The 26,867-nt window shown below is 27.7% G+C and carries 31 protein-coding genes and 1 tRNA gene; 17 read left to right on the top strand and 15 right to left on the bottom strand.

Translation table 11 applies throughout. The annotated features are described in order from the left end of the window. Positions 1-15 precede the first annotated feature (15 nt). The 6 genes from mnmE to hemE form a co-directional block, all read right to left on the bottom strand. Positions 16-1,347 (bottom strand): tRNA uridine-5-carboxymethylaminomethyl(34) synthesis GTPase MnmE, encoded by a 1,332-nt coding sequence (gene mnmE, locus SAR11_RS01760; protein ID WP_011281642.1) that lies wholly within the window; start codon positions 1,345-1,347, stop codon positions 16-18. A 59-nt stretch (positions 1,348-1,406) separates the two neighbouring features. Then, positions 1,407-3,080 carry a peptide transporter gene (locus tag SAR11_RS01755; RefSeq protein ID WP_011281641.1) on the bottom strand — a complete coding sequence of 558 codons (1,674 nt, stop codon included), beginning with the start codon at positions 3,078-3,080 and terminating at the stop codon, positions 1,407-1,409. A 317-nt stretch (positions 3,081-3,397) separates the two neighbouring features. Further along, positions 3,398-4,666, bottom strand: coding sequence for a transcription termination factor Rho (gene rho / locus SAR11_RS01750; protein ID WP_006997560.1), 1,269 nt, complete (start codon positions 4,664-4,666; stop codon positions 3,398-3,400). Between the two features lie 66 nt (positions 4,667-4,732). Then, on the bottom strand, positions 4,733-5,167 hold the full coding sequence (hemJ, locus tag SAR11_RS01745) for a protoporphyrinogen oxidase HemJ (RefSeq protein ID WP_011281640.1): 435 nt from the start codon (positions 5,165-5,167) through the stop codon (positions 4,733-4,735). Continuing rightward, on the bottom strand, positions 5,160-6,194 hold the full coding sequence (hemH, locus tag SAR11_RS01740) for a ferrochelatase (protein ID WP_011281639.1): 1,035 nt from the start codon (positions 6,192-6,194) through the stop codon (positions 5,160-5,162). Before hemH ends, hemJ begins: the two co-directional genes overlap by 8 nt. Further along, positions 6,195-7,196, bottom strand: a complete 1,002-nt coding sequence (gene hemE, locus SAR11_RS01735; RefSeq protein WP_011281638.1) for a uroporphyrinogen decarboxylase — start codon at positions 7,194-7,196, stop codon at positions 6,195-6,197. Positions 7,197-7,480: 284 nt separating this feature from the next. Here hemE and SAR11_RS01730 point away from each other — a divergent pair, with 284 nt between their 5' ends. Genes SAR11_RS01730 through dnaQ form a run of 5 tightly spaced genes read left to right on the top strand, consistent with a single transcriptional unit; the run spans position 7,481 to position 10,918 of the window. After that, positions 7,481-8,305 (top strand): pyruvate, water dikinase regulatory protein, encoded by an 825-nt coding sequence (locus SAR11_RS01730; protein WP_006997564.1) that lies wholly within the window; start codon positions 7,481-7,483, stop codon positions 8,303-8,305. Next, positions 8,298-8,885 (top strand): Maf family protein, encoded by a 588-nt coding sequence (locus SAR11_RS01725; protein ID WP_011281637.1) that lies wholly within the window; start codon positions 8,298-8,300, stop codon positions 8,883-8,885. Before SAR11_RS01730 ends, SAR11_RS01725 begins: the two co-directional genes overlap by 8 nt. Beyond that, a complete protein-coding gene (gene aroE, locus SAR11_RS01720; protein ID WP_006997566.1) occupies positions 8,882-9,679 on the top strand; it encodes a shikimate dehydrogenase in 798 nt (265 codons plus the stop codon). The genes SAR11_RS01725 and aroE overlap by 4 nt, the downstream gene beginning before the upstream one ends. After that, positions 9,676-10,245 carry a dephospho-CoA kinase gene (gene coaE / locus SAR11_RS01715; protein WP_011281636.1) on the top strand — a complete coding sequence of 190 codons (570 nt, stop codon included), beginning with the start codon at positions 9,676-9,678 and terminating at the stop codon, positions 10,243-10,245. The genes aroE and coaE overlap by 4 nt, the downstream gene beginning before the upstream one ends. Before the next feature lies 1 nt (position 10,246). Beyond that, positions 10,247-10,918, top strand: a complete 672-nt coding sequence (gene dnaQ, locus SAR11_RS01710) for a DNA polymerase III subunit epsilon (RefSeq protein ID WP_006997568.1) — start codon at positions 10,247-10,249, stop codon at positions 10,916-10,918. Here the strand turns inward: dnaQ and SAR11_RS01705 are convergent. Together SAR11_RS01705 and SAR11_RS01700 are read right to left on the bottom strand one after the other, a co-directional pair. Continuing rightward, complete coding sequence (locus SAR11_RS01705) at positions 10,911-11,333, bottom strand: protein-export chaperone SecB (protein WP_006997569.1); 423 nt, start codon at positions 11,331-11,333, stop codon at positions 10,911-10,913. The genes dnaQ and SAR11_RS01705 overlap by 8 nt on opposite strands. Further along, complete coding sequence (locus tag SAR11_RS01700; protein WP_006997570.1) at positions 11,317-11,739, bottom strand: FxsA family protein; 423 nt, start codon at positions 11,737-11,739, stop codon at positions 11,317-11,319. The genes SAR11_RS01705 and SAR11_RS01700 overlap by 17 nt, the downstream gene beginning before the upstream one ends. Before the next feature lie 58 nt (positions 11,740-11,797). Between SAR11_RS01700 and SAR11_RS01695 the strand changes: the two genes are divergently transcribed. Both SAR11_RS01695 and SAR11_RS01690 read left to right on the top strand, forming a co-directional pair. Then, the gene (locus tag SAR11_RS01695) at positions 11,798-12,391 is read left to right on the top strand and encodes a Tim44/TimA family putative adaptor protein (RefSeq protein ID WP_011281635.1); all 594 of its coding nucleotides are present in this window, start codon (positions 11,798-11,800) and stop codon (positions 12,389-12,391) included. Then, on the top strand, positions 12,392-12,913 hold the full coding sequence (locus SAR11_RS01690; protein ID WP_006997572.1) for a Smr/MutS family protein: 522 nt from the start codon (positions 12,392-12,394) through the stop codon (positions 12,911-12,913). On the opposite strand, the gene hslU is transcribed toward SAR11_RS01690, so the two are convergent. Together hslU and hslV are read right to left on the bottom strand one after the other, a co-directional pair. Then, complete coding sequence (gene hslU / locus SAR11_RS01685) at positions 12,903-14,270, bottom strand: ATP-dependent protease ATPase subunit HslU (protein ID WP_011281634.1); 1,368 nt, start codon at positions 14,268-14,270, stop codon at positions 12,903-12,905. The two genes, SAR11_RS01690 and hslU, sit on opposite strands and share 11 nt — an antisense overlap. Continuing rightward, positions 14,270-14,785 carry an ATP-dependent protease subunit HslV gene (gene hslV / locus SAR11_RS01680; RefSeq protein ID WP_011281633.1) on the bottom strand — a complete coding sequence of 172 codons (516 nt, stop codon included), beginning with the start codon at positions 14,783-14,785 and terminating at the stop codon, positions 14,270-14,272. The genes hslU and hslV overlap by 1 nt, the downstream gene beginning before the upstream one ends. Before the next feature lie 91 nt (positions 14,786-14,876). On the opposite strand from hslV, the gene hisB reads away from it, so the two are divergent. The 7 genes from hisB to SAR11_RS01645 are packed head-to-tail and all read left to right on the top strand — an operon-like array spanning position 14,877 to position 18,742. Next, positions 14,877-15,467, top strand: a complete 591-nt coding sequence (gene hisB, locus SAR11_RS01675; RefSeq protein WP_011281632.1) for an imidazoleglycerol-phosphate dehydratase HisB — start codon at positions 14,877-14,879, stop codon at positions 15,465-15,467. A gap of 5 nt (positions 15,468-15,472) precedes the next feature. After that, the gene (gene hisH, locus SAR11_RS01670; protein ID WP_006997576.1) at positions 15,473-16,099 is read left to right on the top strand and encodes an imidazole glycerol phosphate synthase subunit HisH; all 627 of its coding nucleotides are present in this window, start codon (positions 15,473-15,475) and stop codon (positions 16,097-16,099) included. Positions 16,100-16,101: 2 nt separating this feature from the next. Next, positions 16,102-16,821 carry a 1-(5-phosphoribosyl)-5-[(5-phosphoribosylamino)methylideneamino]imidazole-4-carboxamide isomerase gene (hisA, locus tag SAR11_RS01665; protein WP_006997577.1) on the top strand — a complete coding sequence of 240 codons (720 nt, stop codon included), beginning with the start codon at positions 16,102-16,104 and terminating at the stop codon, positions 16,819-16,821. After that, on the top strand, positions 16,814-17,569 hold the full coding sequence (gene hisF / locus SAR11_RS01660) for an imidazole glycerol phosphate synthase subunit HisF (RefSeq protein ID WP_011281631.1): 756 nt from the start codon (positions 16,814-16,816) through the stop codon (positions 17,567-17,569). The genes hisA and hisF overlap by 8 nt, the downstream gene beginning before the upstream one ends. 2 nt (positions 17,570-17,571) lie before the next feature. Then, positions 17,572-17,877 carry a phosphoribosyl-ATP diphosphatase gene (gene hisE / locus SAR11_RS01655; protein ID WP_006997579.1) on the top strand — a complete coding sequence of 102 codons (306 nt, stop codon included), beginning with the start codon at positions 17,572-17,574 and terminating at the stop codon, positions 17,875-17,877. After that, positions 17,877-18,242: an HIT domain-containing protein gene (locus tag SAR11_RS01650; RefSeq protein ID WP_006997580.1), complete on the top strand. Its 366-nt coding sequence runs from the start codon at positions 17,877-17,879 to the stop codon at positions 18,240-18,242. Before hisE ends, SAR11_RS01650 begins: the two co-directional genes overlap by 1 nt. Next, positions 18,239-18,742: a GNAT family N-acetyltransferase gene (locus tag SAR11_RS01645; RefSeq protein WP_006997581.1), complete on the top strand. Its 504-nt coding sequence runs from the start codon at positions 18,239-18,241 to the stop codon at positions 18,740-18,742. The genes SAR11_RS01650 and SAR11_RS01645 overlap by 4 nt, the downstream gene beginning before the upstream one ends. Here the strand turns inward: SAR11_RS01645 and SAR11_RS01640 are convergent, their stop codons facing one another. Further along, positions 18,743-19,297, bottom strand: coding sequence for a LolA family protein (locus tag SAR11_RS01640; protein WP_006997582.1), 555 nt, complete (start codon positions 19,295-19,297; stop codon positions 18,743-18,745). Then, on the bottom strand, positions 19,297-21,387 hold the full coding sequence (locus tag SAR11_RS01635; RefSeq protein ID WP_011281630.1) for an FtsK/SpoIIIE family DNA translocase: 2,091 nt from the start codon (positions 21,385-21,387) through the stop codon (positions 19,297-19,299). Before SAR11_RS01635 ends, SAR11_RS01640 begins: the two co-directional genes overlap by 1 nt. A gap of 64 nt (positions 21,388-21,451) precedes the next feature. Between SAR11_RS01635 and SAR11_RS01630 the strand changes: the two genes are divergently transcribed. Beyond that, positions 21,452-22,546: an FAD-dependent monooxygenase gene (locus SAR11_RS01630; protein ID WP_230454316.1), complete on the top strand. Its 1,095-nt coding sequence runs from the start codon at positions 21,452-21,454 to the stop codon at positions 22,544-22,546. Between the two features lie 2 nt (positions 22,547-22,548). Here the strand turns inward: SAR11_RS01630 and SAR11_RS01625 are convergent, their stop codons facing one another. Continuing rightward, positions 22,549-23,190 (bottom strand): LON peptidase substrate-binding domain-containing protein, encoded by a 642-nt coding sequence (locus SAR11_RS01625; protein ID WP_006997585.1) that lies wholly within the window; start codon positions 23,188-23,190, stop codon positions 22,549-22,551. Positions 23,191-23,287: 97 nt separating this feature from the next. Here SAR11_RS01625 and SAR11_RS01620 point away from each other — a divergent pair. Next, a tRNA-Gly gene (locus SAR11_RS01620) sits at positions 23,288-23,362 on the top strand. A gap of 22 nt (positions 23,363-23,384) precedes the next feature. Further along, the gene (locus SAR11_RS01615; RefSeq protein ID WP_006997586.1) at positions 23,385-23,729 is read left to right on the top strand and encodes a 4a-hydroxytetrahydrobiopterin dehydratase; all 345 of its coding nucleotides are present in this window, start codon (positions 23,385-23,387) and stop codon (positions 23,727-23,729) included. On the opposite strand, the gene purH is transcribed toward SAR11_RS01615, so the two are convergent. Both purH and SAR11_RS01605 read right to left on the bottom strand, forming a co-directional pair. Then, on the bottom strand, positions 23,719-25,275 hold the full coding sequence (gene purH, locus SAR11_RS01610) for a bifunctional phosphoribosylaminoimidazolecarboxamide formyltransferase/IMP cyclohydrolase (protein WP_006997587.1): 1,557 nt from the start codon (positions 25,273-25,275) through the stop codon (positions 23,719-23,721). The genes SAR11_RS01615 and purH overlap by 11 nt on opposite strands. Next, positions 25,254-26,864, bottom strand: a complete 1,611-nt coding sequence (locus SAR11_RS01605; protein ID WP_011281628.1) for a heparinase II/III family protein — start codon at positions 26,862-26,864, stop codon at positions 25,254-25,256. The genes purH and SAR11_RS01605 overlap by 22 nt, the downstream gene beginning before the upstream one ends. Between the last annotated feature and the right edge of the window lie 3 nt (positions 26,865-26,867).

Genomic DNA, 26,867 nt, shown 5'->3' with positions numbered 1-26,867 from the left:
CCCCTCTAATGTTGATTATTTGCCAATGCAAAAATCATTGAAAATACTACCTAATATCTCTTCAACATCTACTTTCCCAACTATCATTCCTAAATGTCGTGTTGCTAAACGAAGATCTTCTGCAGCTTTATCAAAATCTTCTGCTTCATTTTTTTCTTCAAAGTTTTTCAAACAATTTAAGCTTTGTTCAAGATGTTGTCTATGTCTTGCACGGGTAATTAAAATATCCTCACTTGTGATAAATTTATTTTTTAACTTATTTTTAATCTTTGAAATTAAATCTTCTAAATTGAGATTATTTTTTACAGAAATTAAAACATGTTCATAATTTTTTATTTCAGAATTTAAATCTTTATTTAGAAGATCTGATTTATTAATCACTAGTATTGCATTTTCGTCCATCAATTCCTTCAAAACTCCTTTAAAATCAATGCTTTTAGCGTCTATAACAATTAACTTTAAGTCTGCATTGTCTGCTTTATCAAGGGCTAATTTTATTCCTTTTTTTTCTATTTCATTTTTAGAATCTCTAATTCCTGCAGTATCAGAAACAACAACTGGATAACCATCAATATTTAAATGAGTCTCAATTACATCTCTTGTTGTTCCAGCTATTTCTGAAACAATTGCTACATCTCGATTAGAAAGGTGATTTAGTAAGCTAGACTTTCCAGCGTTGGTTGGTCCTATGATTGCAATCTTAAAACCTTCTCTAATTCTTTCACCAACTTTCTGATCGTCTAGAATTTTTTTTATATTTAAAATTACTTCATTAGAAATTTTTTTTATATTTTTTAAAATATCTTCTGGCAGATCTTCATCTGGAAAGTCTATTTTTGCTTCAACGTGTGATAAAATTTTTAAAAGTTTTTCTCTTAAGTTATTAAATTTATCTGCAGATTTTCCATTCATAATCTTAATTGCTTGTTGTCTTTGGATTTCAGTTTCTGCTGAAATTAAATCTGCAATACTCTCTGCCTTAAGCAAATTTATTTTTCCATTTTGAAAGGCAAGCTTTGTAAACTCTCCAGGATCAGCTAAACGACAATTTTTAATTTTTGAAATAGAGTGATGCAGGGCATCAATTACTGCTTTACTTCCATGTATGTGGAATTCCGCCATATCCTCCCCTGTGTAGCTCTCAGGGCCAGGAAACCACAATATTATACCTTCATCAATAAGCTCAGAAGTATTGATTTTATTGATTTTTCTTAAAGTAGCAACTCTTGTCTCTGGGAGAGCCGCGTTGGTTAATAGTTTTATTACTTTTTTAGTATCTTTTCCAGAAACTCTAACAATAGCAATTCCTGAAATACCTGGACCAGTGGAAAGAGCATAAATTGTCATGCTGATATTATAACTTTTATTTTACAGTTCTGTAAAACGTTAAATTAACAAGGATGAAATTATTTTGAAATAATTTTTTGAATAATTTTTTCAAAACTCTTAGTAAAATCTTTTGTATCGAAGAGAGATGATTTTAATACTTTTTCTCTCAAATTTTTTCCAAAATTTTGTAAAATGTTTTTTTCTTTTTGAAGTGAAAGAGCTTTATTAAAATAATCGTCTTTGTTTTCAGCGATAAAGTTTTGCATTTGAAGATTAATATTTATACTTTCTCCACATCGTGAATTTAAATTATGACCTTTCATTGTTAAAACAGGAACACCCATTAGAACAGCATCAAAGGTAGTTGTGACACCTGGGTAGGGGAATGTATCCAGCGCAACATCAACATTATTATAGAGGCCTAAATGGTCTTGGAAATCTTTTTTACGATTAATAAATAAAATTTTTTTTTTTTCCACCCCTCTAGCTATAAATTTCTTTAAAAGATTTAATTTTAGTTCTTCACCAACAATACTTGATGGCATAGGGTTTTTTAAAATAATTTGAGAATTAGAATTGTTCAAAATTTTAGACCACACATCTATAGTGTCATCTGATATTTTATGAAAATTATTAAAAGAAGCATATGTAAATATCGAATTATTTTTTTGTATTTCAGGTAAAATGTTTGATGGGGTCATCGCGTTCCATATTTTTGGTAAAAATAAAACTTTTTCAGAATACAATTTTTCTTCTTCTTTTTTGATTAAATTATGGTCTGCAATAAGATAATCCATGTTTTTAATTCCTGTTGTATTATTGTAGCCAAGCCAACAAGCTTGAATTTTTGCTGCTCTATTTGAAATAACTTGAAATCTATTTCCTCTAAAGAAACCACAAAGATCTATTAAAATATCAAGCTCAAATGATCTCAATAAATTAGTAGCCTCAGAATCTGATAGACTATTAATATTTATCCAATTTTTAGTTAATAACTTTAATTCATCGGTTATATTATCATAATGAGATTTGTGTAAATTGCTAATTAAACTAATCTCAAATTTATCTTTATTAAAATTTAATAATAAACCTTTTAAAAAAAATGATACTGGATGAGTTTTAAAATCACTTGATAAAAAACCAATTTTTATTTTATTATTTTTTAAATTTTTAAAATTAAAATTATAATCTTCTAAATCTTTATTGGTTTCTAATAATTTTAAATAATTTTTACATTCAGAGAGATAATATTCTTGAGTTATACCACTGGCATAATTTAAAGATGTTAAAAATTCATCTCTATTAATTTTTGATTTGGGATTAATTTTGAATAGAATTTTATAATATTTTATAGACTCTTTTAAATTAGCTAAATAAAGGTGAATTTTACTTAATCCAAGTAATAGCCTCTCATCACTCTGATTAATTTTATATGCTTCTTCAACATAGGGCAAAACGACTTTAAATTCTTGAGTTCTAAAACTAAGTTCAATCATGTTGCATAATAGTTGCAAGTCATGTCTATTATTAACATAAAGCATCTCAAATAAATTGTGTGCGTGTTTGAGATTTTTAATATTTGAAGATGGATTTAATGTTATAGCACATGCATAATAAAATATTATTGCAGGTAATTGTTTTTCTGTTTTGCCTAATTTTTCATAATGAAGTTGTAGTTTGCTATACTGTTTTTCATTTAAATATTTTATAAAAATTTTATTAAGATTTATATTTTCAGGTTTTATAGACATTATGATAATAAATACCTCAAAAGAACAACGGATAAAATCAATAAAATTATATTGTTTTTATGATCATTTAGTTAGCTTCATATCCAAAGGGTGGAAGCACTTAGGTCAGATAATTTTTAGATTCTTTATTATTTAAGCAAGATGCAAATGTAAATATTAATGATATAGGAATAAAACAATTTCCATTAAGAGGAGATTTTAGTGGTCTGAGTGATAAAATTGATGAGGAAAAAGAAATGTTCGAGATTGGATATCTTTAATAATAAATTAAATACAAAAATTAAAAATACTTAGCTTTACCTCAAAAGAGTTTAACTTTAAGCTGGTTTGTTCATTGAGCTAAAGAAATCCGCATTACTTTTTGTTTCTTTAAGTTTTGAATTAATAAATTCAATAGCATCCATTGTTCCCATAGGACTGATGATCCTTCTCAATACATTCATTTTTGAAAGGTCATCCTTATCAAAAAGTAATTCTTCTCTTCTTGTTCCAGATTTAGTTATATCAATTGCTGGATAAATTCTTCTTTCTGCAATCTTTCTATCCAAAACTGTTTCACTATTTCCAGTTCCTTTAAATTCTTCAAAAATAACTTCATCCATTCTTGATCCCGTGTCAATCAGTGCAGTTGAGATGATTGTTAATGATCCTCCTTCTTCAATATTTCTAGCGGCACCAAAAAATCTTTTTGGCCTTTGAAGTGCATTTGCGTCAACTCCACCTGTTAGCACCTTTCCAGAACTTGGAATTACTGCATTATAAGCTCTACCCAATCTTGTGATTGAGTCTAATAAAATTACAACATCTTTTTTATGCTCAGTTAATCTTTTTGCTTTTTCAATTACCATTTCAGCTACAGCAACGTGTCTTGATGCAGGCTCATCAAAAGTAGAACTGATAACCTCACCCTTAACCGTTCTTTTCATATCCGTTACTTCTTCTGGTCTTTCATCAATCAATAAAACCATCAAGTAACTTTCTGGATAGTTTTTAGCTATTGAGTTTGCAATACTTTGTAAAATCATTGTCTTACCCGCTTTAGGAGGAGATATAATTATTGATCTTTGACCTTTCCCAATTGGACTTACAAGGTCAATTAATCTTGGAGTTAAATCTGGTTTTTTTTCAATCTTGGTTGTCTCAACTTCCATCACCATTTGTTTGTTTGGGTAGAGTGGAGTTAAATTGTCAAATGCAATTTTGTGACGAGCTTTTTCTGGTTCTTCAAAATTTATTTTTTCTACTTGTAATAATGCAAAATATCTTTCTCCCTCTTTGGGCGCTCTAACAGGACCTTCGACGGTGTCTCCTGTTCTTAAACCAAATTTTCTAATCTGACTTGGACTAACATAGATATCGTCTGGTCCAGCCAAATAGTTTGATTCCATTGCCCTTAAAAAACCAAACCCATCTTGTAATAATTGTAAAACTCCAGCTCCAGTTATCTCCTCTTTTTCTGCAACTTTTTTTAGTATAGCAAATAAAATTTCTTGTTTTCTAAGTGTGCTAGCATTTTCAATCCCAAGCTTTTCTGCTTGAGCTATTAATTGTTCAGACGATTTTAGTTTTAGTTCTTGAATATTCATGTTGAGGGATTGTGTTTAAGGTTGTTGGATGATTTCAATATATATACTCTAACGAGTATTTCAAGTCTAGATCGGTTTAAATATAACAATAAAAACAACCAAAATAAGCAATATTGTTGGCACTTCATTAATTATTCTAAAAAATTTAGAGGATTTAGTATTTTGATCTAGCTTAAAATCATTAAGTAATTTTCCTAAATAGAAATGATAAATTGTTAATAAAGTTATTAATATTAATTTTAGTTTTAACCAAAGTGTTAAAATAACCTCATGGCCAATAACAGAGATTAATATTAATCCAAAGAGCCAAGATAAAATCATTGCTGGCATCATGATAAAATAAAATAATTTTCTTTCCATTGTTTTAAATATTGAGGAAGAAATTTTATGATCAATATTTTCAATATGGTAAACAAAAATTCTTGGAAGATACAAAAGGCCAGCCATCCAAGAAATTACGGCTATCAAATGAAGACTTTTAAACAAAAGATAACTATTCATAATTTAAACAAGGACACTTTTTAAAATTTGAAGGACACTGAATTTTGGGAGGATAAAGGTTTTCACTAAATTTATATTCATTTTTTTTTATTATTAATTCCGACATTGCTTTAATAAAATCCTCATTAGTGCCAAGAGCTGGAACTCGTGTATAATTTTTGCATCCATTAGCGTCTGCAATCTCCTTATACTCTATATCTAATTCAACCAGTGTCTCTGAGTGTTCAGAAACAAATGCGATAGGGACCAAAACAATATGTTTCGCAAGTTTAGAATTTTCAACAATTATATCTTCAGTGGACGGACCTATCCATTTCAGTGGTCCAACTCTACTTTGATAACTTAATATCCAATCCAAGTTTTCAATGTTCAAATTTTCAACTATTTTTTTAACAGATTGTTCTACTTGCCATTGATAGGGGTCTCCTTTTTTAATATTTTTTTCTGGCAGGCCGTGCGCAGAAAATATTAATTTAAAATTTTTAAGATCTTTAATTTTTTTTATTATTTCTTTTGTGTGTGCATTGATAAAATTTTGATCTGTTGGATAACAGCATATTGTGTTTGTTTTAACATGGTAGTTGTTTTTTTTACAAACATCTCTCCACTCTTTAATTGAAGACCCAGAAGTTGCAGCAGAATATTGTGGATAGAGAGGCATCAAAATAATTTCTTCAGGGTTAAATGATTGAACGTCTTTGATCACATCATTTGCTCTAGGGTTCCAACACCTCATTACAATAAAACATTTATATTCGCTATCGATTTCGGTTTGGTTTAATTTTGTTTCAAGTGCTTTTGATTGCGCCATGGTTAATTTTAGTATCGGTGATGAGCCACCTAGCTCTTTATAAATTTTTTTAGCAACGGGTGCTCTTCTGTTGGATATCAGTTTTGCCAAAGGGTATCTTAATATAGTTGGTAAATTTAGAATTGCTGGATCATTAAATAAGTTAAATAAAAATGGCTCAACATTTTCAATTTTATCAGGACCACCAAGGTTAAACAAAATTACTGCTTTTTTCATTTAATAATCTTTCACTATTTTAACCAAATACTCTACCATATTTGGATTGGTTTCGGGTAACACCCCATGACCCAAATTAAATATATAGGGATGATCTTTAAAGGTGTTTAAATATTTTAAAGTCTCTTTTTTCAAATTTTCTTTGTCCGTTAATAAAATTTTAGGATCGAGCCCTCCTTGAACTGGTATTTTTATTTCTTTACATGCTGAAACAGGATCAACATCATAATCAATATTAACTGCATCAGGTTTAACAATATCGCAATAATTTTTATAATTTTTTATTCCTCTGGGGAAACAAATTACAGGAATATTTAATGATTTAATATAATTCACTAAATTTAGTGTTGGAACATACACATAGTTTGGTAGGTCTTTTTCTTCCAGGAGACCCGCCCAACTGTCAAAAATTTGAATTACAGTTGCACCGTTTTTAATTTGCTGGTCAATATGTAATTTTAAAAACTTTTCTAAAATTATTAAAACCCTATTTATTAAAAATTCATCTTTAAAAAAATCTTTTACTAATTCTTTTTTTGGGGAATGTTTATTAATCATATAAACTAACAATGTCCATGGTGCACCCACAAATCCTATTAAATTTTTATTTTTTATTAAATTGTCTTCACTAACTTTTTTGATTGATTTATAAACTGGATATAATTTTTCTACAAAATCAATTTCATCAATCTTAGATATTTTTTCTAAATCTAATAAACCCAGTTTTGGACCAAAATTTTTTTCAAATTTTACTTCTTGGTTTAATCCATATGGGATCATTAAAATATCTGAAAAAATTATAGCCGCATCTAAGTCAAATCTTTTAAGAGGTTGTAAGGTTATTTCTGAAGATAGGTTTTCGTTTAGACATAAGTTTATAAAATCTGGATTTAATTTTCTAATTTCTCTAAATTCTGGTAAATATCTACCTGCCTGTCTCATTAACCATATTGGAGAATTATTAGTTTTTTTGTTTATTATGGTTTCTTGGATGGGTGTCATAATAATAAGTAAATATTTAATTATAGTATTAGTTATATAGTATGTGAATAATGGTAATTAATTGTTTTTCAGTTTTTATACATGATTTATTAACAATTAATAATTTATAGAATTAGCACATAGTCTTAAATTTAAGGGTTTATTTAATATTATTAGATAAAATGTATATTATTGCTTAACATGTTTATTAATGTTTATAAAAATGGGTTTTTACAAAGAAAAATAATAAACAAGATTATTTTGAAGAATGATAAAAATAATACTTAATTATCAACATTTTATTCATGAGTAATACATATCAAATATACCTTATTTCTGACTCCACAGGTGAAACACTAGATAGAGTTTTTCTAGCAATTAAGGCTCAATTCAAAAATATAAAATATGATGTTAAATCTTATTTTTTTACAAGAACAGAAAATCAAGTTTCAAAAATAATGGATGAGGCAAAAAAAAATGATAATGCAATAATTTTATATACGATTGTTGACACTTCACTTGCAAAATTTTTAGCAAACAAAGGAGATGAAAAGAAAATTCCATGTTTTAGTGTTTTAGGAAATTTAATAATGAACTTCTCAAAACTTTTAAATCAAAAAGCATCTCACGTTCCAAGCGGGCAACATGCTTTAAATGAAGAGTATTATGAAAGAATAGAGGCCATCCAATTTACTATGGCTCATGATGATGGCAACCTTGTTGAGGATGTAGATAAAGCAGATTTGATATTATTGGGGGTAAGCAGAACAAGCAAAACACCAACATCAATTTATCTTGCTAATAGAGGTTATAAAACTTTGAATATTCCTTTAGTAAATGAACAATCAATACCAGAAAGCTTAAAAAAGAACCCTAAACTTTCTTGTGTAGTGGGTTTAACAACCGAACCTCAGCGCTTAGTTGATATTAGAAAAAACAGAATGAATGCTCTTAAAGAAAAAGAAAATACAAACTATACAAATATCAATAAGATAGAAAAAGAAATTAACGAAGCCAAAAAAACATTTATCAAATACAAATGGCCAACAATTGATGTTACTAGAAAATCAGTGGAAGAGACTGCAGCATCGATCATTAAAATATATGAAATAAACAAAAATAATGGTTAAAGAAATTATACTTGCATCAAAAAGTGGTGTGAGAAAAAAGATTTTAGAGGAAAATAATATTCAATTCAGGGTGGAGCCATCTAATGTGGATGAGGATAGTGTTAAAGAAAGTTTGTTAAAAGAAAAAGTAACTCCAACGATTATTTCAAAAAATCTAGCAGAATTAAAGGCCAATAAAATTAGCCAAAAATTTACAGAAGAAATTGTACTTGGTGCAGATAGCGTAATAGATTTAGAAGGCAAAATAATCTCAAAACCAAATGATAGAGAAGAGGCACTAGAAATTTTAAAAAGGATGAATGGAAAAACTCATCAATTGATAAGTTCAGTTTGTATATCAAGGGGTGGATCAATGATATGGAATTACACTGATAAAGCCTCATTAACCATGAAAAATATGACTTTTTTAGAATTAGAGAACTACCTAAAAAAAATTTCTGATAAGGATCTGTATGCTTATAATGTTTATCAAATTGAAGGAGAAGGAAGAAATTTATTTTCAAAGATAGAAGGAGATGAAGATACAATTATGGGCCTTCCAGTCAAAAAAATTAAAGAATATCTTAAAATTATAAAATGAAAAAAACTTTTTTAGTTATAGGAAATCCAATTAAACATAGCCTATCGCCAAAACTACATAATTATTGGATCAAAAAATATAAAATTAATGCAACCTATGAAAAAAATCTTTTAGATCATAGCGAAATAGAAGATTTAATTTTTAATATTAGAAAAGAAAAAATTCATGGATTAAATATAACAGTCCCTTTTAAAAAGATGATTATACCTTTTTTAGATGAGCTGAGCGAGGAAGCAGAAATTTCTCAATCGGTAAATACAATTTATAAAAGAGATAATAAAATTATAGGTGATAACACTGATATTGAGGGTTTTAAACTTAGTTTAGAAAAAACAGAACAAAATGTTAAAAATAAAAAGGCTCTAATACTTGGGGCGGGTGGAGTTGTCTCTTCAATTATTATTGCACTTAAAAAAATCCAAATTGAAAAAATTTATTTAAGTAATCGTACAGAATTAAAGGCAATAGAGTTGAAGAAACACTTTCCAGAAATTGAGATAATTAAATGGGGAGAAACTATAGATTTTGATATGATCATAAACGCAACAAGCATTGGATTAAAAGAAGAAGATGAAATTAATATTAATTATCAAAAAATAAGCAAAGACAAATTTTTTTATGATGTAATTTATAATCCACCAGAAACAAATTTTTTAAAAAATGCAAAAAAGTACGGTGGAATAACAAAGAATGGTAAAATGATGTTTATTTATCAAGCTCAAAAAGCCTTTTTTATCTGGCATAAAATTGTTCCAGAAGTAGACAGTGAAACAATTAATCTTTTAGATGTATGATTAAAATTGCAGTTGTAGGGGATATTGGTTCTGGAAAAAGTCATATTGCTAAACTTTTTAGTTATCCAGTTTTTAATGCAGATCAAGAAGTAGCAAGTATATATAAAAAAAACAAAAATTGTTTTAGAAAATTAAAAAAAATTTTACCTAAATATTTTTCAGCATTTCCAGCAAACAAAATACAAATTATAAAAGCAATAGAGGACAGTGAAAAAAATTTAAAAAAAATTACTAAAATTATTCATCCAGAAGTTAGAAAGAAATTAACTATTTTTTTAAAAAAAAATAAAAAAAGAAAAGCTATAATTTTAGACATTCCTCTTTTATTAGAAAATAAATTAAACCAAAAAAGTGATATAATAGTTTTTGTTCAGTCAAAAAAAAGTGAAATTATTAAAAGAATAAAAAAAAGAGATAATTTTAATTTAAATTTATATAATCAATTTAAAAAAATACAGTTACCACTTAGTTATAAAAAGAAAAAAGCGAATCATGTTATTAAAAATAATTTTACCAATAAGCTTGTTAAGAAAAGTGTAAAAAAAATACTAAAAGAAATTATATAAAATGAAAGAAGTGATACTAGACACTGAAACAACAGGACTATCTGTTAGAGATGGACATAGAATTGTAGAAATTGGATGCATCGAGTTAGAAAATTTGATACCAACTAAAAATAGATTTCACTGCTATCTTAATCCTGAAAGAAAAGTTTCTGAAAAAGCCCTAGAAGTTCATGGTTATACGGATGAATTTTTATCTACTCACAAAAAGTTTGGAGATATAGTTGATGAGTTTTTAGTTTTTATAGAAAATAAGAGACTTGTAATACATAACGCTGAATTTGATCTATCTCACTTAAATAATGAATTATCATTGCTAGGCAAGGAAAAATTAAATAGTGAAAATGTTGTGGATACGCTTGCTTTAGCCAGGGACAAATTTCCAGGCTCTCCAATAAGTCTTGATGCGTTGTGCAAAAGATACAGAATAGATAACTCAAAAAGAACACAACATACTGCTCTTATTGACTGTGATTTATTAGCTAAAGTTTATATTAATCTTCTTGATCAAAAAGAACCAACTTTAAATTTTAAAAATGAAGATAATGAAAAAATAATAATAAACTCCAATGACACAAATCGGTATTACAAAAAAGTAGTTAAACCATCAGAGGCAGAACTTAAACTTCATAAAGAATATTTAAAAAATAGTTTAAAGAAGAATTTTTTTAATTAGCTCTTTGTTTGTATAATTCAGTAAAATCAATTTTTTTTTCAAATTTTATTCCAGGATAACCAGAGTCGGTTAATAAATTTAAAAATATTCTCTCTAGGTCAGGATAAATTTTATTAGGGACATCACATAGAATAATTTTTTCCATTTCTTTTTTATCAGAAACCTTTTCATCTACTTTAACTATAGATGTGTAAGTTATCTCAAAATGTGCTTTTTTTAAAATTTCAGGTTGGTCTGAAAATCTTAAGATTGTGTTAACTTCAATAATTCCATTTTTCACTGCCTTTGAATTAATATCAATGTTTAATTTGTATTTAGAAATTTTATCTCTTACAAATATATATGTTGGAGTGTCAGGTGTTTCACTCGACATATCTTTAATAAAATTTCCAATGATTTTATAATTTTCTGTCATTTTCATCCTCTATATCTTCAAATTCACCATTAATAAAATCTTGTTTTTTATTTATAGGCTTTTTTTTAATTGATACTTTTTTAAATATCAATTTTCTTGTTGGTGGAAATATTATTAATAAACCCAAGAAGTCTGTAGCAAAACCAGGTAAAATCAAAAGTAATGCTGCAAATGCTAAAGCTGCACCTGAAATAATTTCATAAACTGGCAGTTCATTTTTTACCATTTGAGACATTCCCGACTTTAGAGTGTTAAAGCCCTCATATCTGGCGTAGATAACCCCAAAAAAAGCCGTAATAAAGATAAGTAAAATGGTGTTAAAGGCTCCAATTTGAGAACCCAGCTTGATAAACAAATAAATCTCAACGATTGGAATACCAACTAATAATAATAAAAATGTGTTCATTTGTCCTTAGTCTAAATTGCTAGTTGTAATTAATCAACATAGTAAATATTATTAAATTATGAGTTATAGTTTTGAGTACATAGATATTATTCTTTTAGCAATGATTGCTGGTTTTATCTTTCTTCGTCTAAGAGGAATACTTGGTAAAAAAACTGGTTTCGAAGGAAAAATTCCACCACAATTTGAAAAGGAATTTCAAAAAACAAATATAACCCCAAAACCAGTTAGTGAAAATTTTGATGAAGTGTCACAAAAAGAATTTTTAAAAGGCGCCAAAATTGCTTATGAAACAATTATTACAGATTTTAGTGATAGTGATAATAAGCTGATAGCAAGCAAACCGCTTTTAAGTAAAAAAATTTATGATCAGTTTAAAGAGGCGCTTGAAGATAGAGCTAACAAAGGTCATTTTGCTGAAATAACTTTTATAGGGATTAAGTCAGCTGTAATTAAAACGCATAAAAAAATTGAAGATAGCTTAGAAGTTACAGTAGATTTTGTTAGTGAAATTATAACATGTATAAAAGATAAAGATAAAAATATTGTATCAGGGGATAGTGATAAAATAAAAACTGTTTATGATACTTGGGTTTTTTCAAAAGACATTAAATCATCAAATCCAAATTGGTTATTAATTAATACTATTACCTAATTGATTAAGAAGATAACAGACAAAGATAAAGAAGATTGGGAAAATTTCCTAAACAATAAAAAAAAAATTATCAATAAAAATTCTGCAAAACAAAAAAATATAAATAATCCAGACGAAAACAAACAAGACTGGGAAAACTTTTTAAATAATAAAGATAAAATTCCCAATAAAGATTTTATTCTTAAAAAAAATATAAGATATGAAAAGATAAAGAAAATAGATTTGCATGGTTACACTATTGAAGAAGCAAATAAGGCCATAGAACAATTTATTCAAAAATGTTTTGATGAAAATGTTACTAAAATAATAGTGATTACAGGCAAAGGACTAAGATCTAAAAATATTGAAAATCCTTACCTCTCAAAAGATTTGAGTATACTAAAATATTCAGTTCCAGAATTTATTGAAAAAAATATAAGTTTAACTCAATTTATTATTGAAACAACAGATGCTAAGATTGAAGATGGTGGTAGTGGAGCTTTTTATATTTATCTTAAAAATAAAAACAAATTTAAAGAATAAATTTAGATAAATCTGTATCCTTAACAAGCTCATCTAGATTTTGTTTTACATAATTAGAATCTATTATAATTTTTTCACCAGCCCTATCTGTTGCAGTAAAACTGATATCATCTAATATTCTTTCTATAATAGTATGAAGTCTTCTAGCACCAATATTTTCTACAGTGTTATTAACTTCTGAAGCCATATTAGCAATTGCATCGATACCATCATCAGAAAATTCTAGCTCAACGTTTTCTGTTTTTAAAAGAGCAATATATTGTTTTATCAAACTATAGTCTGGTTCTTTAAGAATTCTTTTAAAGTCATCACTGGTTAAAGCTTCAAGTTCAACTCTTATTGGAAGTCTACCCTGTAACTCTGGAAGTAAGTCTGAAGGTTTAGCAAGCTGGAAGGCTCCAGAGGCAATAAATAAGATATGATCAGTTTTAATTGTACCATATTTTGTACTTACTGTTGTTCCCTCAATTAAAGGAAGTAAATCCCTTTGTACTCCTTCTCTAGAAACATCTCCACCAGATCTATCTGTTCTTCCTGAAATTTTATCTATTTCATCTAAAAAAACTATCCCATTATTTTCTGTTGAATCTTTTGCTGATTTTATAATTTTATCTTCTTCTATTAACTTGTCAGCTTCATCATTAATTAAAATTTCATGAGATTCTTTGACAGTCATTTTCTTCTTTTTTTGTTTATTACCAACAGATTTTCCAATCATCTCTCCAATATTTATCATTCCTATGTTTGCTCCAGGCATTCCAGGAATTTCAAATGCAGCTTGAGAGCCACTATTATTTACTTCAATTTCAATTTCGTTATCATCTAAATCACCATCTCTTAATCTTTTTCTAAAACTTTCTCTAGTAGCAAGACTTGCTTTATCTCCAACTAGAGCATCTAAAACTTTTTCTTCTGCTAATTTTTGTGCCTTTGCATGAACTTCTTTTCTTTTTTTTACTTTCTCCATTGCAATTGCAATTTCAAGAAGATCTCTTATAATTTGTTCAACATCTCTCCCTACATACCCAACCTCAGTAAATCTTGTGGCTTCTACCTTTACAAAAGGAGCTTCAGCTAACTTAGATAGTCTTCTAGAAATTTCTGTTTTACCAACCCCAGTTGGCCCAATCATTAAAATATTTTTAGGTAAAACTTCATTCTTCATTTCACCTTTTAAAGCTTGTCTTCTCCATCTATTTCTTAAAGCAATAGCCACTGCTTTTTTAGCTTTATTTTGTCCAACAACATATCTATCTAATTCAGAAACTATTTCTCTAGGTGATAAAGAACTGACTAAAGAGTTATCTTTCTTTTCAGTTTTTTCTTTTGGAAAAGGTGTAACGTTTGTGTCTTTCATTAAATTTTTTCAATTTTAATATTATTATTAGTGAATACACAAATTTCAGATGCAACTTGAATTGCTTTTCTTGCAACTTCTTCAGCACTCAAATCTGTATCCAATAAAACTTTTGCAGCAGCCAAAGCATAATTTCCACCTGATCCTATACCTATGGCATCACCCTCTGGTTCTAACACATCACCAGTTCCTGAAATTATAAAGCTATTCTCTTTATCACCAATAGCCATTAAAGCCTCAAGTCTTCTCAAATATTTGTCAGTTCTCCAGTCTTTTGCTAACTCGACAGCTGCTCTTGGAAGATTACCAGCATGTTTTTCAAGTTTTGCTTCTAGTCTTTCAAACAAAGTTAATGCATCTGCAGTTGACCCAGCAAATCCAGCTATTACATTTCTTTTTTCAATTTTTCTAACTTTTGCAGCAGTGCTTTTTATAACAGTATTGCCCATACTAACTTGCCCGTCTCCAGCAACCACTACTTCATTGTTTTTTCTAATAAGCACTATTGTAGTCATAGATTATAAATGGATATTAATTTTTATTCTTCAAGTAGCAGATTGCAAATATTGATATAGTTAATTAATCCCTATATACATATTATATATTATGAACAGAATTGGAAAAGTTTCCAGAAAAACAAAAGAAACCAGCATTAGTGTTGAAGTTAATATTGATGGTAAAGGTCAATATAAAATTGATACCGGAATAGGTTTTTTAGATCATATGCTTGAACAATTATCAAAGCATTCACTGATTGATTTAAAAGTTAAAGCAAAAGGAGATACTCATATAGATCTTCACCACACAACAGAAGATACAGGAATTGCTATAGGTGAGGCTTTAAAAAAAGCATTGAAAGATTTTAAAGGAATTAAGAGATACGCTCATGCAATGATCCCAATGGATGAAACATTAACAAGAGTTGCAATTGATGTTTCAAATAGACCTTATTTAATATGGAAAGTTAAATTAAAAGTAGAAAGACTTGGAGAGATGGACACAGAACTTTTTAAAGAATGGTTTCAAGCTTTCTCTCAATCAGCAGGAATAACTTTGCACATGGAAAATATTTATGGAGATAATAGTCATCATATAATTGAGTCTTGTTATAAGGCTCTAGCAAGGTCATTAAGAATAGCTTTAGAGATAGACCCTAGAAACAAGAAAAGCATTCCATCAACTAAAGGCTCATTATAAGTTTAATGAATGTCACAATTGTTGATTATAATTCAGGAAATATCAGCTCTGTAATAAATTCCTTTAAAGAAGTCGCTAAAGATAAAGTAAATATCGAAGTAACATCAGACTTAAATAAGATTAGATCAAGTGACAAGGTAGTTTTACCAGGACAGGGATCGTTTAAGAGCTGTGTTGATGCATTAAATGCCATAAATGGTTTAGTAGAGACACTAAATGAGTTTACAGTCACTAATAAAAAACCTCTTCTTGGAATTTGTGTTGGTTTACAGATGTTTGCAGATCTTGGATATGAAGAAACTGAAACAAAAGGGCTTGGTTGGATTTCAGGAAAAGTTTCAAAGATTGATAATCAAAATAATAAATTCAAACTTCCGCACATTGGTTGGAACGAAATTAATATTGTTAAAGAAAGCAAGATTTTTGAGGGCATAAAAAATAAATCACATATGTATTTTGTACACAGCTATGAATTTATTCCAGATGATAAAAGTGTAATTTCAGCAACAACAGATTATTCATCAAATATTGTTTGCTCAGTCGAAAAAGAAAATATTTTTGGAACTCAGTTTCACCCTGAAAAAAGTGATAAATTAGGACTTAAAATCATAGAAAATTTTTTAAATTTATAAATATGAAAATATTTCCAGCTATAGATATTAAGGACAAAAAATGTGTAAGATTAATTAAAGGGGACTTTAATAATAAAACTGAATATGAAATATCACCAGTTGATCAAGCTGGTAAATACAAAGATCATGGCTTTAAAAATTTACATATTGTTGATTTAGATGGCGCCTTAACAGGAGAGACAGTTAACCTGGATATTATTAAAGAAATAGTTCATAAATTTGATTTAAAAATTGAAGTAGGTGGAGGCGTTAGAAGCATTGATAGTATTGAAAAATATATAAATGCAGGAGTTGAAAAAGTTATTTTAGGAAGCGCAGCTATAAAAAATAAAAATTTTTTAAAAGAAGCATGTCAAAAATTTCCAAACAAAATTGCCTTAGGTCTAGATGCTAAAGATGGATACTTGTCGGTTTCAGGATGGAAGGAAAATTCTAATCAATTGACTTTAGATTTTTTAAAAGAAGTAAACGATTATGGTGCAAGCAGATTAATCTATACAGACATAAATAGAGATGGCACTAAAGAAAGTCCTAATTTTGAAGAAACAACTAATGTTGCAAATGTATCTAATTGCCCGGTAATTATTTCAGGAGGGGTATCTTCAATTGACGACATTAAAAAAGCAAAAGGTTTAAAAAATATTGAAGGAATAATAGTTGGTAAGGCTATTTATGATGGTGATATTAAATTGGAAGAATTAGTAAAAGAATTAGATGCTTAAAAATAGAATTATACCCTGTTTAGATGTTAAAAATGGAAGAGTTGTTAAAGGAATTAACTTTGTAGATTTAAAGGATGCCGGTGATCCAGTTGAGCAAGCTAAAATTTATAGTGATGGTGGTGCTGATGAGATTTGTTTTTTAGACATTACTGCTTCCAAAGAAAATAGAGACACAATATATGATGTGGTTGAAAGAACGTCTAAAAAATGTTTTGTGCCGTTAACGGTTGGGGGCGGGGTTAGAGGAGTCGAGGATATTAATAAATTATTAAATTGTGGTGCAGATAAAGTTTCAATCAATACTGCGGCAGTTCAAAGCCCTGAAATGATAATTGAAAGTTCAAAAAAATTTGGATCACAGTGTATTGTTGTTGCAATAGATGCTAAAAAAAATGGCGATAAATGGGAGGTTTTTACTCATGGTGGAAGAAACAACACAAATATAGATGCAATAGAATTTGCAAAAAAAATGGAAGATAATGGAGCAGGAGAATTATTAGTTACTTCTATGGATAGAGATGGCACCCAAATTGGTTATGATAATGATTTAATGTTTAAAATATCTTCAACAGTTAACATACCCATAATTGCCTCTGGCGGAGTAGGTAACCTGGATCACCTTGTGGATGGTATTAGGCTTGGCAATGCTAGCGCTGTACTAGCAGCTTCAATTTTTCATTACGGAACACATTCAATTAATGAAGCTAAACAATATTTGAATTCAAAAGGAATTCCCGTTAGGATTTAAAGATGTCAGAAAATCTATTAAATTTAGTAAATACAATTAGAGACAGAAAAAATAAGGATGAAGATAAATCTTATACTTCATCATTATTATCAGGTGGCCTGTCAAAATGTATAGATAAAATGGAAGAAGAATTTGATGAACTAAAAGAGGCCCTAAATGATAAATCTAATATAGTCCACGAAGCAGCAGATACAATTTATCATATATTGGTCACACTTGAGGCTGCTGATATTAAGTTTGAAGACGTCTTAAAAGAGTTGGAAGGCAGAAAAAAACAATCAGGTATTGAAGAAAAGAATAATAGATAATGAGTTACGACAAAAATAATATTTTTGCAAAAATTTTGAGAAAAGAAATTCCTTGTAAAAAAATATTTGAAAATGAATATGTCCTTTCTTTTCATGATATAAGTCCTCAAAAAAAAATACATGCACTAGTTATTCCAAAAGGTGAGTACATTGATTTAGATGATTTTAATGCTAGAGCTTCAGATCAAGAGATAATTGCATTAAGTAAAGCTATTTCAGAAGTTTCGAAAATATTAAATATCTCAACAGACACAGGTAAAGGTTATAGAGCTTTAACAAATTTGAGTGAAGATGGCGGTCAAGAGGTTCCACATTTACACTTCCATTTATTTGGAGGAGAAAAAGTTGGAAAAATGGTTGTGTGACAGAAAAAATTTATCGAAGTTATTTAGAGATAAGATCTCTAGATGAATTAAAAGAAGTTAAGAGGCCTGCAGAGAATTATTCTGTAGAGCTTGTAGAACCAAAAGATTTTCAATTAAATAAATTTTTTTACAAATCCATTGGTAAGAATTGTCAATGGATTGATAGACTTATTTGGACAGATTTAAAATGGACAGATTATGTTTCTAATGATCAGTTATTTACATACATTCTTAAAGATAAAGGTGAAATAGCTGGCTATTTTGAACTGTTATTTAATAAACAAAGCAAAGAAGCTGAAATTGCTTATTTTGGAATTTTAGAAGAATATTTTGGAAAAAAATTAGGAGGATATTTATTAAGTGAGGCAATTAAATGCTCATTTAATATGGGTGGTGTAAGAGTTTGGCTTCACACTTGTTCTCTAGATCACAAAAATGCGTTAAAAAATTATCTAGCTAGAGGTATGAAAAATTTTAAGTCTGAAACCTTAATTAGATGATTAATTATTTTCAGGTAATTTAAAAATATTTCCATCTATCTCTTGGTTTTTTTTGATAGAAGAAATAAATGTTATTGATAAATTTTGATAAATATCTTTAGTTTGCCATCCAATCAAATTTAAATCTTTCTTATCAAAAAAAATATTAATTTCATTATTATTCTCAAAAATTTTAAAATTTAAATACTTATTGTCGATATCCCTTGGTTCCAGTTTTTCTATCTTAGAAATTAGATATTCTTTATCTAGTAAAAATTCTAAAGGAGTTTTGTTAAGTGGGTAACGATAATAACTTCCTTTATTATTAGTCTCAATAACTAAAGAACTTCCATTTGAAACTAAAATTTTTTTATTAGCATTATTGTATACACAAAAAATTTTTTTAGGATATTCAATGATACATTTTCCATCTTCACTTTTATCATTAATGGTTTGTTTGAAATTAAAATTTAAATTATTAGTAAGTTTCATTTGCGAAATTATTTTATCTTTTGGGGATGAGTTGCCTGGAAGATAAAAACTGAAAAACAATAAGATGATTATTACTTTAAGCATTAAAGCACATCTCTTTTACCAACATGATTAGCTTTACTCACAACCCCGTCAGCTTCCATCATATCAATAATTCTTGCAGCTCTATTATACCCTATTTGCAATTTTCTTTGTAAAAATGAAGTAGATGCCTTGCCCTCTGATTTAATGATATCAAGTGCAGCCTGGTACAACTCATCTTTATCTCCAGAGCTAGAAGTTTCTCCACTCAATTCTTTCTCATCAGCGAAATTTAGGATTTCATCTATATAATCTGGCTCTGCTTGACTTCTTAAATAATTATTAACTTTTTCAATTTCAGTTTCAGATACAAATGGAGCATGAATTCTAACGATCCTATTTGCTGAAGACATATAAAGCATATCTCCCTTGCCAAGTAGTTGCTCTGCACCTTGTTCGCCTAAAATTGTTCTACTATCTATTTTTGAGGTTACCTGAAAAGATATTCTGGTTGGAAAATTTGCTTTAATAGTTCCTGTAATAACATCAACACTTGGTCTTTGTGTGGCCATTATAATGTGAATTCCAGCAGCTCTTGCCATTTGTGATAATTTTTGAATATAATTTTCTATTTCTTTACCAGCAACAAGCATTAGGTCAGACATTTCATCTACTACAACAACAATATAGGGCATAGCCAAAGTATGCTTAGCATTATAGCCATCAATATTACGAACTCCTTCTTTGGTCATAAGTCGGTATCTATTTTCCATCTCTTTAACAACCCAACCTAAGACAGAAGCAGCTTTTTTTGCCTCAGTAATCACAGGACACAATAAGTGAGGTATGCCTTCATAGGTTGATAGTTCAAGCATTTTAGGATCGATGAGTATGAACTTACATTTGTCTGGTGTGTGCCTGTAGAGTAACGACAAGATAATAGTATTTATACAAACAGATTTACCTGATCCAGTAGTTCCAGCAATTAATAAATGAGGCATAGAAGCTAAGTCTCCAACAATAGGAACACCAGAAATGTTCTTGCCAAGTGCAATTGGTAATCGAATATCTTTTTTATTAAAATCAGAGTTAGAGAGTATTTCACTTAAATAAACATTCTCACGACTAGAATTTGGAAGCTCTATACCGATGGTGCTACGTCCTGGAATAGTAGCAATTCTTGCAGATTCAGAGCTAGTATTCCGAGCAATATCATCTGAAAGATTAATAATTTTTGATACTTTAACACCTGCTGCTGGCTCAAATTCATTTAGTGTTACTACAGGGCCATGACTAACCTTCTTTATATCCCCACTAACCCCAAAATCTAATAAGATTTTTTCTAAAAATTCACTATCAATATAATCTTCATCTTTTAGTTTTCCCCTATCTTTTTGTGTTGGGATTTTAAGTAAGTCGATAGTAGGTAGTTTGAAGCGAATTTTTTTACTTGGAGATTTATTTTCACTTTTTATAAAAGGTAAATCTTCTTGAATTAAATTTGTAATTTCTTCTTGTGGTATAAATTCACTAATTATCTCATTTTCATTAGTATAACTCTTTTCTTTTTTTATAAAGATTAATTTAAAAAGTTTTTTTATTAATTTATAAAAATAAATAATTTTAAAATGAATACTAATTAAAAATAAAACTAAAATAATTAAAATTAAAAAGTAATAAGAAATTTGAGAATTAATATTAATTAAAGAAGTTAAAAAAGTTGTTTCTAAATATTTTCCAATAAAACCACCATTTCCATTAATATAAAGGTTGAAGGCAGTAGGGTAAAAAAAAGAAAAAAATAAAGAACCAAATGAAGAATAAAGAACTGAATAAAAAATACTTTCAAATATCAAAAAAATTTTCTTATTCAGAACTATATTTATGCCAGAAAATATGAGCGTAAATGGAATTAATAAAGAAATGAGTCCAAAGGTTTGAAAAAAAAGATCAGCTGTGTAACTTCCATTAAAACCAAGCAAATTTTTAATTTCTGTATTATCTGGGAAAATAAAATTAGGGTCATCGGGAGAAAAAGTTGCAAGGGAAACCAACAAAAGAAGACCAATTATAACAAAAGCAATTCCAGCAGTTTCTATAATTCTGTTTATACCGAAATTAATTGTATTGTTGGCTAATTTTTTAAATTCCATAAATAAATGAGTCTAATTAATCACTTTGTATCATCTAATTTTTATTGTTAAAATTAAAATTATTATGAATGTTTGTATTATTGGTGAAGGTCTAACTGCTCTATCTTTAGCTAAAAGCCTTATAAATAAAAAAATAAATGTTCATTATTATTATAAGAGTAAAAATAGTAATTTTTCCTCCAATAGAACAATAGGAATATCCAAAAGTAATTTTGAATTTTTCAAAGAAAAAATTTTTCAAATTTCAAAAAATAATTACTGGAAAATAAATAGAATAGAAATTTATACTGATAAAATTGATACAGAAAATTTATTAAAATTTGAAAATGATAAAAATGATCTATTTTATATTATAAAAAATGATGAGCTTCTAAAATCGTTAAATAGTAACCTTATTAAAAATAAATTTTTTAAAAAAATAATATTAAGCAAAAATATAAATGAGGAGTTTTTAAATAAAAAAGGATATGATTTAATAATAAATTGTGATGCAAATAATTTTTTAGCGAAAAAGTACTTTACAAAAAAAATTAGTAAAAATTATTATAATCTTGCTTATACCACTATTTTAAAACATAAAAAAATAGAGAATAATACAGCAACTCAAATTTTTACAAAGCAAGGTCCAATTGCATTTTTACCAATCTCTAGCACCGAAACATCTGTAGTATACTCAATGGATATTAAGAATAAAAAATTTGATAATAGCGATGTAATAGATTTAATTAATAAAAATAACCCCAAATATCTAATTAACAAAATTGATAAATTAAATAGTTTTGAGTTGAGTTCTTCAAATTTAAGAAACTATTATCATAAAAATATCTTAGCTTTTGGAGACATGCTTCACAGAGTGCACCCATTAGCAGGACAGGGATTTAATATGACAATACGAGATCTTAGAATTCTAACTAAAATTATTGAAGACAAAATTGAATTGGGTATGCAATTAGATTCACAAATATTTGATGAATTTGAAAAAAAAACGAAGGATAAAAACTTTGTTTTTTCTAAAGCCATAGACTTAATTTATGAATCTTTCAATTTAGATAAAAAAGTTCAAAATAAAAGCTTTAGCAAAATTATTAAAAACATTGGAAAAAATAAAAATCTAAATAATTATTTTATTAAACTAGCTGATGTAGGAATAAATTTTTAAGTCTACTGAATAGTTGTATTGTGAAAATCATCAAAACTGTAAGTACTCAGTATTTCAGAAATTTTATCTTTTCTTGCTTCTAAATTCTTACTTTCTAATAAAATTTGTTTCTCTTCTAGTGAAAAAGGAGATGCCATTGCTAGAGCATTTATCGTTTCATTCAAATCTTGTTTCTCTAAAGATTTCCAATTTATAATATATCCTTTTTTTTCAAATAATAATTTTAAATCTTTAAATATTGGCTCTAGATCAGAAAGTTTTAATTTCTTTTTTTCAGAAGTTAAATCTAGCTCAAAATTATCATAAGTAGTTTCGCAAATACGATAAGGTTTTGAACTTTTAATTTCTTTAGTTACTTCAAACCGCGTTATACCATTTAGATCAATCATATATCTGCCATCTGATGTATCTTTAAAATTGGTTATTTTACCTAAACAGCCAACCTTATGAAGACCAGGGATTGAACTATCATCATTATTTTTTGGTTGAATCAAACCAATCATCTTGTTTGTTTTCATACTATCATTAATCATTTCAATATATCTTGGTTCAAATATATTTAATGGAACTGTTGTATGAGGAAATATAATAAAGTTACTTAATGGAAATACAGGGATAGTTTTTGGTAAATCTTGTTTTTTCATTCTTTCTTTTAGCAAATTTTTGAAAATCTATATACCAATGAAACACTTTATTATTGATTGAACTAAAAAAACCATCTATTTATAGTGTCTTTTATAAGCGGGTCTAGCTCATTGGTAGAGCGAATCGTTGCCAACGATTAGGTAGAGGGTTCGATTCCCTTGACCCGCTCCAAAATTTTAAAACATATTAATCAATGAGTGATTTACTTAATAAAAAATGTGTACCATGTGAGGGTGGAATTTTACCTTTTGATATTAGTGAAATTCATAAATATCAAAAAAAAGTTGATGGTTGGGATGTTAAAAAAAATACAAAAGAAATATATTTTTTAGAGAAAAATTTTATTTTTAAGAATTTTGTTAATAGTCAAAATTTTATAAATAAAGTTGGTGAAATATCTGAAAATGAAAATCATCATCCAGATATTTCTTTTGGTTGGGGATATGCTAAAATTATAATTACTACTCATGCTATTGAAGGATTGTCAGAAAATGATTTTATTTTAGCAGCAAAAATTGATCAAATTTTTAATGTCTAAAATGTCTTGTTTTAGAGAAAACTAAAATAGTACCAGTTTGGTTTGCAAATTTTATTATCTCCTTATCTCTAATTGATCCAGAAGGCTGTATTACAGCTGAAACTCCTGATTGTACTAATTTTTCAATACCATCAACAAATGGAAAAAATGCATCAGAGGCTGCCACAATATCTTCTTTTAAGTTTTGAAATTTATTCATTTTATCTATAGCAATTTGACAGCTATCAAGTCTACTAGGTTGCCCTGAGCCAATACCAACAGTTGCTTCTTGGCTTGCAAGAACAATTGCATTTGATTTTACATATCTACAAACATTAAATGCAAAAATTAAATTTTTTAATTGAGATTTATTTGGTCTTAGTTTTGAAACAACTTTAAAATCTTTAGGTTCAAAAACTTTTAAATCCTCAGATTGAGTTAATATAGATTCATTCACAGAGCCAAATCTAATTAAATCTTTCATCATAAATTCTGATGCATCAATAATTCTTATATTTTTTTTCTTTTTTAAAATTTTTAAAGCATCAGCTTGAAAACCATTAGCAATGATAACCTCTAAGAAAATTTTATTAAGCTCCAATGCTAGAGTTTTATTTATTTTGAAATTACAAGAAACTATTCCTCCAAAAGCGCTAACTGGATCAGAAGCAAGAGCCAATTTATAACTTTTCAAACTATTTTTATTAATCGAAACACCACAAGGATTAGCATGTTTAACTATAACGGTTCCGGAGTTTTTTGGTAAAGATTTTGATATTGTTAATGCAGAAAAAATATCATTATAATTATTATAACTTAACTGCTTACCATGAATTTGTTTAATATTAAGATTTTGAGTTTTAGAATAAATGGCAGCTTCTTGATGTGGATTTTCACCATATCTTAATTTTTCAATTAAATTTCCATAAATAATTTTTTTTTTGGGAAAATTGTTTTTTTTAATTTTATTAAAATAGTTAGAAATTACAGCATCATAATAAGCTGTTTCAGAAAAGGCCTCTAAAGACATCTTTTCTCTAAATTCAATAGATGTTGATCCTTTATTATTTTCCAATTCATTAATTAAGGTTTCATATTGATCTGAGGATGTAATAACAGTAACATCGTTATAGTTTTTGGCAGCTGCCCTAACCATAGTGGGACCTCCAACATCAATATTCTCTATTATTTTTGAATGATTGGTTGTTTGATCTAAAGTTTTTTCAAAAGGATAAAAGTTAACAATAACAAGGTCAATTTCATCATATTGATTAGCTTTTAGTTCTTTAGTGTGAGATTTGTCGTTTCTTTTACTTAATATACCAGCATGAATTTTTGGGTGTAGCGTTTTAACTCTTCCACCAAGAATTTCTGGTGAACCAGTATACTCTGAAACTTCTTGGCATTTAAATTTAAGTTTCTTTATTTCTTTAAAGGTGCCTCCAGAGCTAATTAATTCAATTTTGTATTTCGCTAAAACTCTTAAAAGACTGCCTAAATCTTTTTTATCAGATACTGAAATAAGAGCTTTTTTTATTTTTTTCATTATAATTTTGTGATTTCCCATCTTATAGTTTGATTTTCTTCATTAGTCATTCCTGAAATAAATATATTTTGATTATTTGTAAAAGAATTTTTTTCTCCAAAATATAACCCTTCTTCAATATTTATCTTAGAATTTTCTGAGCTAAATTTCCAACCTTCTCCATCAAGATCAATAAGTATTGATTTTTCATCTTGAGTTTTCATTAATCGAATATTTGGCTCCAAATGAAATCTAATATCAAATTTTAAGTTTTTAATACCCTTGTTAGAAATAATTTTATCATGGCCAATGAATTTTAATTGTTCTGGGTAAAATTCTATTTCTCGATCATGAACAATACCAAGTGGTTTTGAATAGCCATCATGAGAAGCATTAATTTTCCAATAATTTTTTTCAAATACTACTTTTTTTTTTAATATTCTTAATTCTTGATTAATTTTAGATTTTTTACCTCTTACTTTGTTAAAATTACAAGAGGATTTATCATCTAAAATTAGTGTGCTATGGACTGCGCTTGACTTAGATATCTCATTTAATTGATGATCAATTTTTTGAAAATAACCACAATTACTAATTAATTTTTTATTATTTGATATAATCTCAAAAGATAAAGCACCAGCTTGATAATCTGAAGATAATTTTTTATTTGGGCTCGATCCAATATCCATTATTAAAGAATTTTTTTTATTATTAAGGACAACATAGCCACCCAGCTCATTATTTTGATTTTTAAAATTATATCCAAGTCTTTTTAAATAAAGGTCAAAATTATGGTTATTTGTTTTATGATTACCATTAAAGAGAAAATCTATTTTATTGTTTTGCCAAATAAAAGCGTAAGCCTGACCTAAATAATATATATTTTCATTTATAAAATCTGGTATTTCATTTTGAGATTCTTTGAACCATTCCCTAATTAATATAAAATATTTTAAGTAAAAACTTAACTGTCTAATATTCCTTGATTTTGGAAAGCCATCATTATCCAATGAATATTTGGCTAATTTTTTTAGTAAACTTAACCCAGTATTTAAATAATTATTATTTTGAGGGTACGATAGACCAGTTAAAATGATAGCTGCACACCCTATAATTTTATTATCGATTAATTCAGAGGTTTCAATTTCATTAATAAGGTGATTGATCTGCTTCTTTATAGTGCCGTTAAACTTGTCTTTATAATCTATATTGCCATCTTCATAGGTAAGCCTAGAATTTGAAATCCAAGCTATTATTCTTTTTCCAATTATATCAATTTTCCAATTTTTAGAGTTGTACCTGTCATTTGTATTAATCCATTGATTAATGACATTTTGAGTATCTTTTTTTGAAGATCTAAGATCTAGGCTAAATAGCCAAAAAAAACTGTTTAAATTTTGTTGGTCTTTTTCTTTTAAATTTGGATTATCCCAAATTTCATTTAACGAATAATTTTCTATGTTAATCTTTTTTTTATCATATTTTATAAGGCCATCTAACAAGCTAGGGCTTGGCTGATATTCTAGTAACTCAATAGAAGAGGGTGTAATTTTTTTATTATATAGATAGGAGTTTAAATAAAAGTGACGAATTTTTTTTTTAATAAGACTAAATGAATTGTTTAAAATCATTAT

This window comes from Candidatus Pelagibacter ubique HTCC1062, assembly GCF_000012345.1.
In the GTDB taxonomy this organism is placed as follows: domain Bacteria; phylum Pseudomonadota; class Alphaproteobacteria; order Pelagibacterales; family Pelagibacteraceae; genus Pelagibacter; species Pelagibacter ubiqueversans.
The sequence above is the reverse complement of the archived record's forward strand: the minus strand, read 5'-3'. Positions and strand labels throughout refer to the sequence as shown.

Coding starts and splice junctions, on each gene's coding strand:
- mnmE (WP_011281642.1), bottom strand. CDS start 1,347: ATGACAATTTATGCTCTTTCCACTGGTCCAGGTATTTCAGGAATTGCT.
- SAR11_RS01755 (WP_011281641.1), bottom strand. CDS start 3,080: ATGTCTATAAAACCTGAAAATATAAATCTTAATAAAATTTTTATAAAA.
- rho (WP_006997560.1), bottom strand. CDS start 4,666: ATGAATATTCAAGAACTAAAACTAAAATCGTCTGAACAATTAATAGCT.
- hemJ (WP_011281640.1), bottom strand. CDS start 5,167: ATGAATAGTTATCTTTTGTTTAAAAGTCTTCATTTGATAGCCGTAATT.
- hemH (WP_011281639.1), bottom strand. CDS start 6,194: ATGAAAAAAGCAGTAATTTTGTTTAACCTTGGTGGTCCTGATAAAATT.
- hemE (WP_011281638.1), bottom strand. CDS start 7,196: ATGACACCCATCCAAGAAACCATAATAAACAAAAAAACTAATAATTCT.
- SAR11_RS01730 (WP_006997564.1), top strand. CDS start 7,481: ATGAGTAATACATATCAAATATACCTTATTTCTGACTCCACAGGTGAA.
- SAR11_RS01725 (WP_011281637.1), top strand. CDS start 8,298: ATGGTTAAAGAAATTATACTTGCATCAAAAAGTGGTGTGAGAAAAAAG.
- aroE (WP_006997566.1), top strand. CDS start 8,882: ATGAAAAAAACTTTTTTAGTTATAGGAAATCCAATTAAACATAGCCTA.
- coaE (WP_011281636.1), top strand. CDS start 9,676: ATGATTAAAATTGCAGTTGTAGGGGATATTGGTTCTGGAAAAAGTCAT.
- dnaQ (WP_006997568.1), top strand. CDS start 10,247: ATGAAAGAAGTGATACTAGACACTGAAACAACAGGACTATCTGTTAGA.
- SAR11_RS01705 (WP_006997569.1), bottom strand. CDS start 11,333: ATGACAGAAAATTATAAAATCATTGGAAATTTTATTAAAGATATGTCG.
- SAR11_RS01700 (WP_006997570.1), bottom strand. CDS start 11,739: ATGAACACATTTTTATTATTATTAGTTGGTATTCCAATCGTTGAGATT.
- SAR11_RS01695 (WP_011281635.1), top strand. CDS start 11,798: ATGAGTTATAGTTTTGAGTACATAGATATTATTCTTTTAGCAATGATT.
- hslU (WP_011281634.1), bottom strand. CDS start 14,270: ATGAAAGACACAAACGTTACACCTTTTCCAAAAGAAAAAACTGAAAAG.
- hslV (WP_011281633.1), bottom strand. CDS start 14,785: ATGACTACAATAGTGCTTATTAGAAAAAACAATGAAGTAGTGGTTGCT.
- hisB (WP_011281632.1), top strand. CDS start 14,877: ATGAACAGAATTGGAAAAGTTTCCAGAAAAACAAAAGAAACCAGCATT.
- hisH (WP_006997576.1), top strand. CDS start 15,473: ATGAATGTCACAATTGTTGATTATAATTCAGGAAATATCAGCTCTGTA.
- hisA (WP_006997577.1), top strand. CDS start 16,102: ATGAAAATATTTCCAGCTATAGATATTAAGGACAAAAAATGTGTAAGA.
- hisF (WP_011281631.1), top strand. CDS start 16,814: ATGCTTAAAAATAGAATTATACCCTGTTTAGATGTTAAAAATGGAAGA.
- hisE (WP_006997579.1), top strand. CDS start 17,572: ATGTCAGAAAATCTATTAAATTTAGTAAATACAATTAGAGACAGAAAA.
- SAR11_RS01650 (WP_006997580.1), top strand. CDS start 17,877: ATGAGTTACGACAAAAATAATATTTTTGCAAAAATTTTGAGAAAAGAA.
- SAR11_RS01640 (WP_006997582.1), bottom strand. CDS start 19,297: ATGCTTAAAGTAATAATCATCTTATTGTTTTTCAGTTTTTATCTTCCA.
- SAR11_RS01635 (WP_011281630.1), bottom strand. CDS start 21,387: ATGGAATTTAAAAAATTAGCCAACAATACAATTAATTTCGGTATAAAC.
- SAR11_RS01630 (WP_230454316.1), top strand. CDS start 21,452: ATGAATGTTTGTATTATTGGTGAAGGTCTAACTGCTCTATCTTTAGCT.
- SAR11_RS01625 (WP_006997585.1), bottom strand. CDS start 23,190: ATGAAAAAACAAGATTTACCAAAAACTATCCCTGTATTTCCATTAAGT.
- SAR11_RS01615 (WP_006997586.1), top strand. CDS start 23,385: ATGAGTGATTTACTTAATAAAAAATGTGTACCATGTGAGGGTGGAATT.
- purH (WP_006997587.1), bottom strand. CDS start 25,275: ATGGGAAATCACAAAATTATAATGAAAAAAATAAAAAAAGCTCTTATT.
- SAR11_RS01605 (WP_011281628.1), bottom strand. CDS start 26,864: ATGATTTTAAACAATTCATTTAGTCTTATTAAAAAAAAAATTCGTCAC.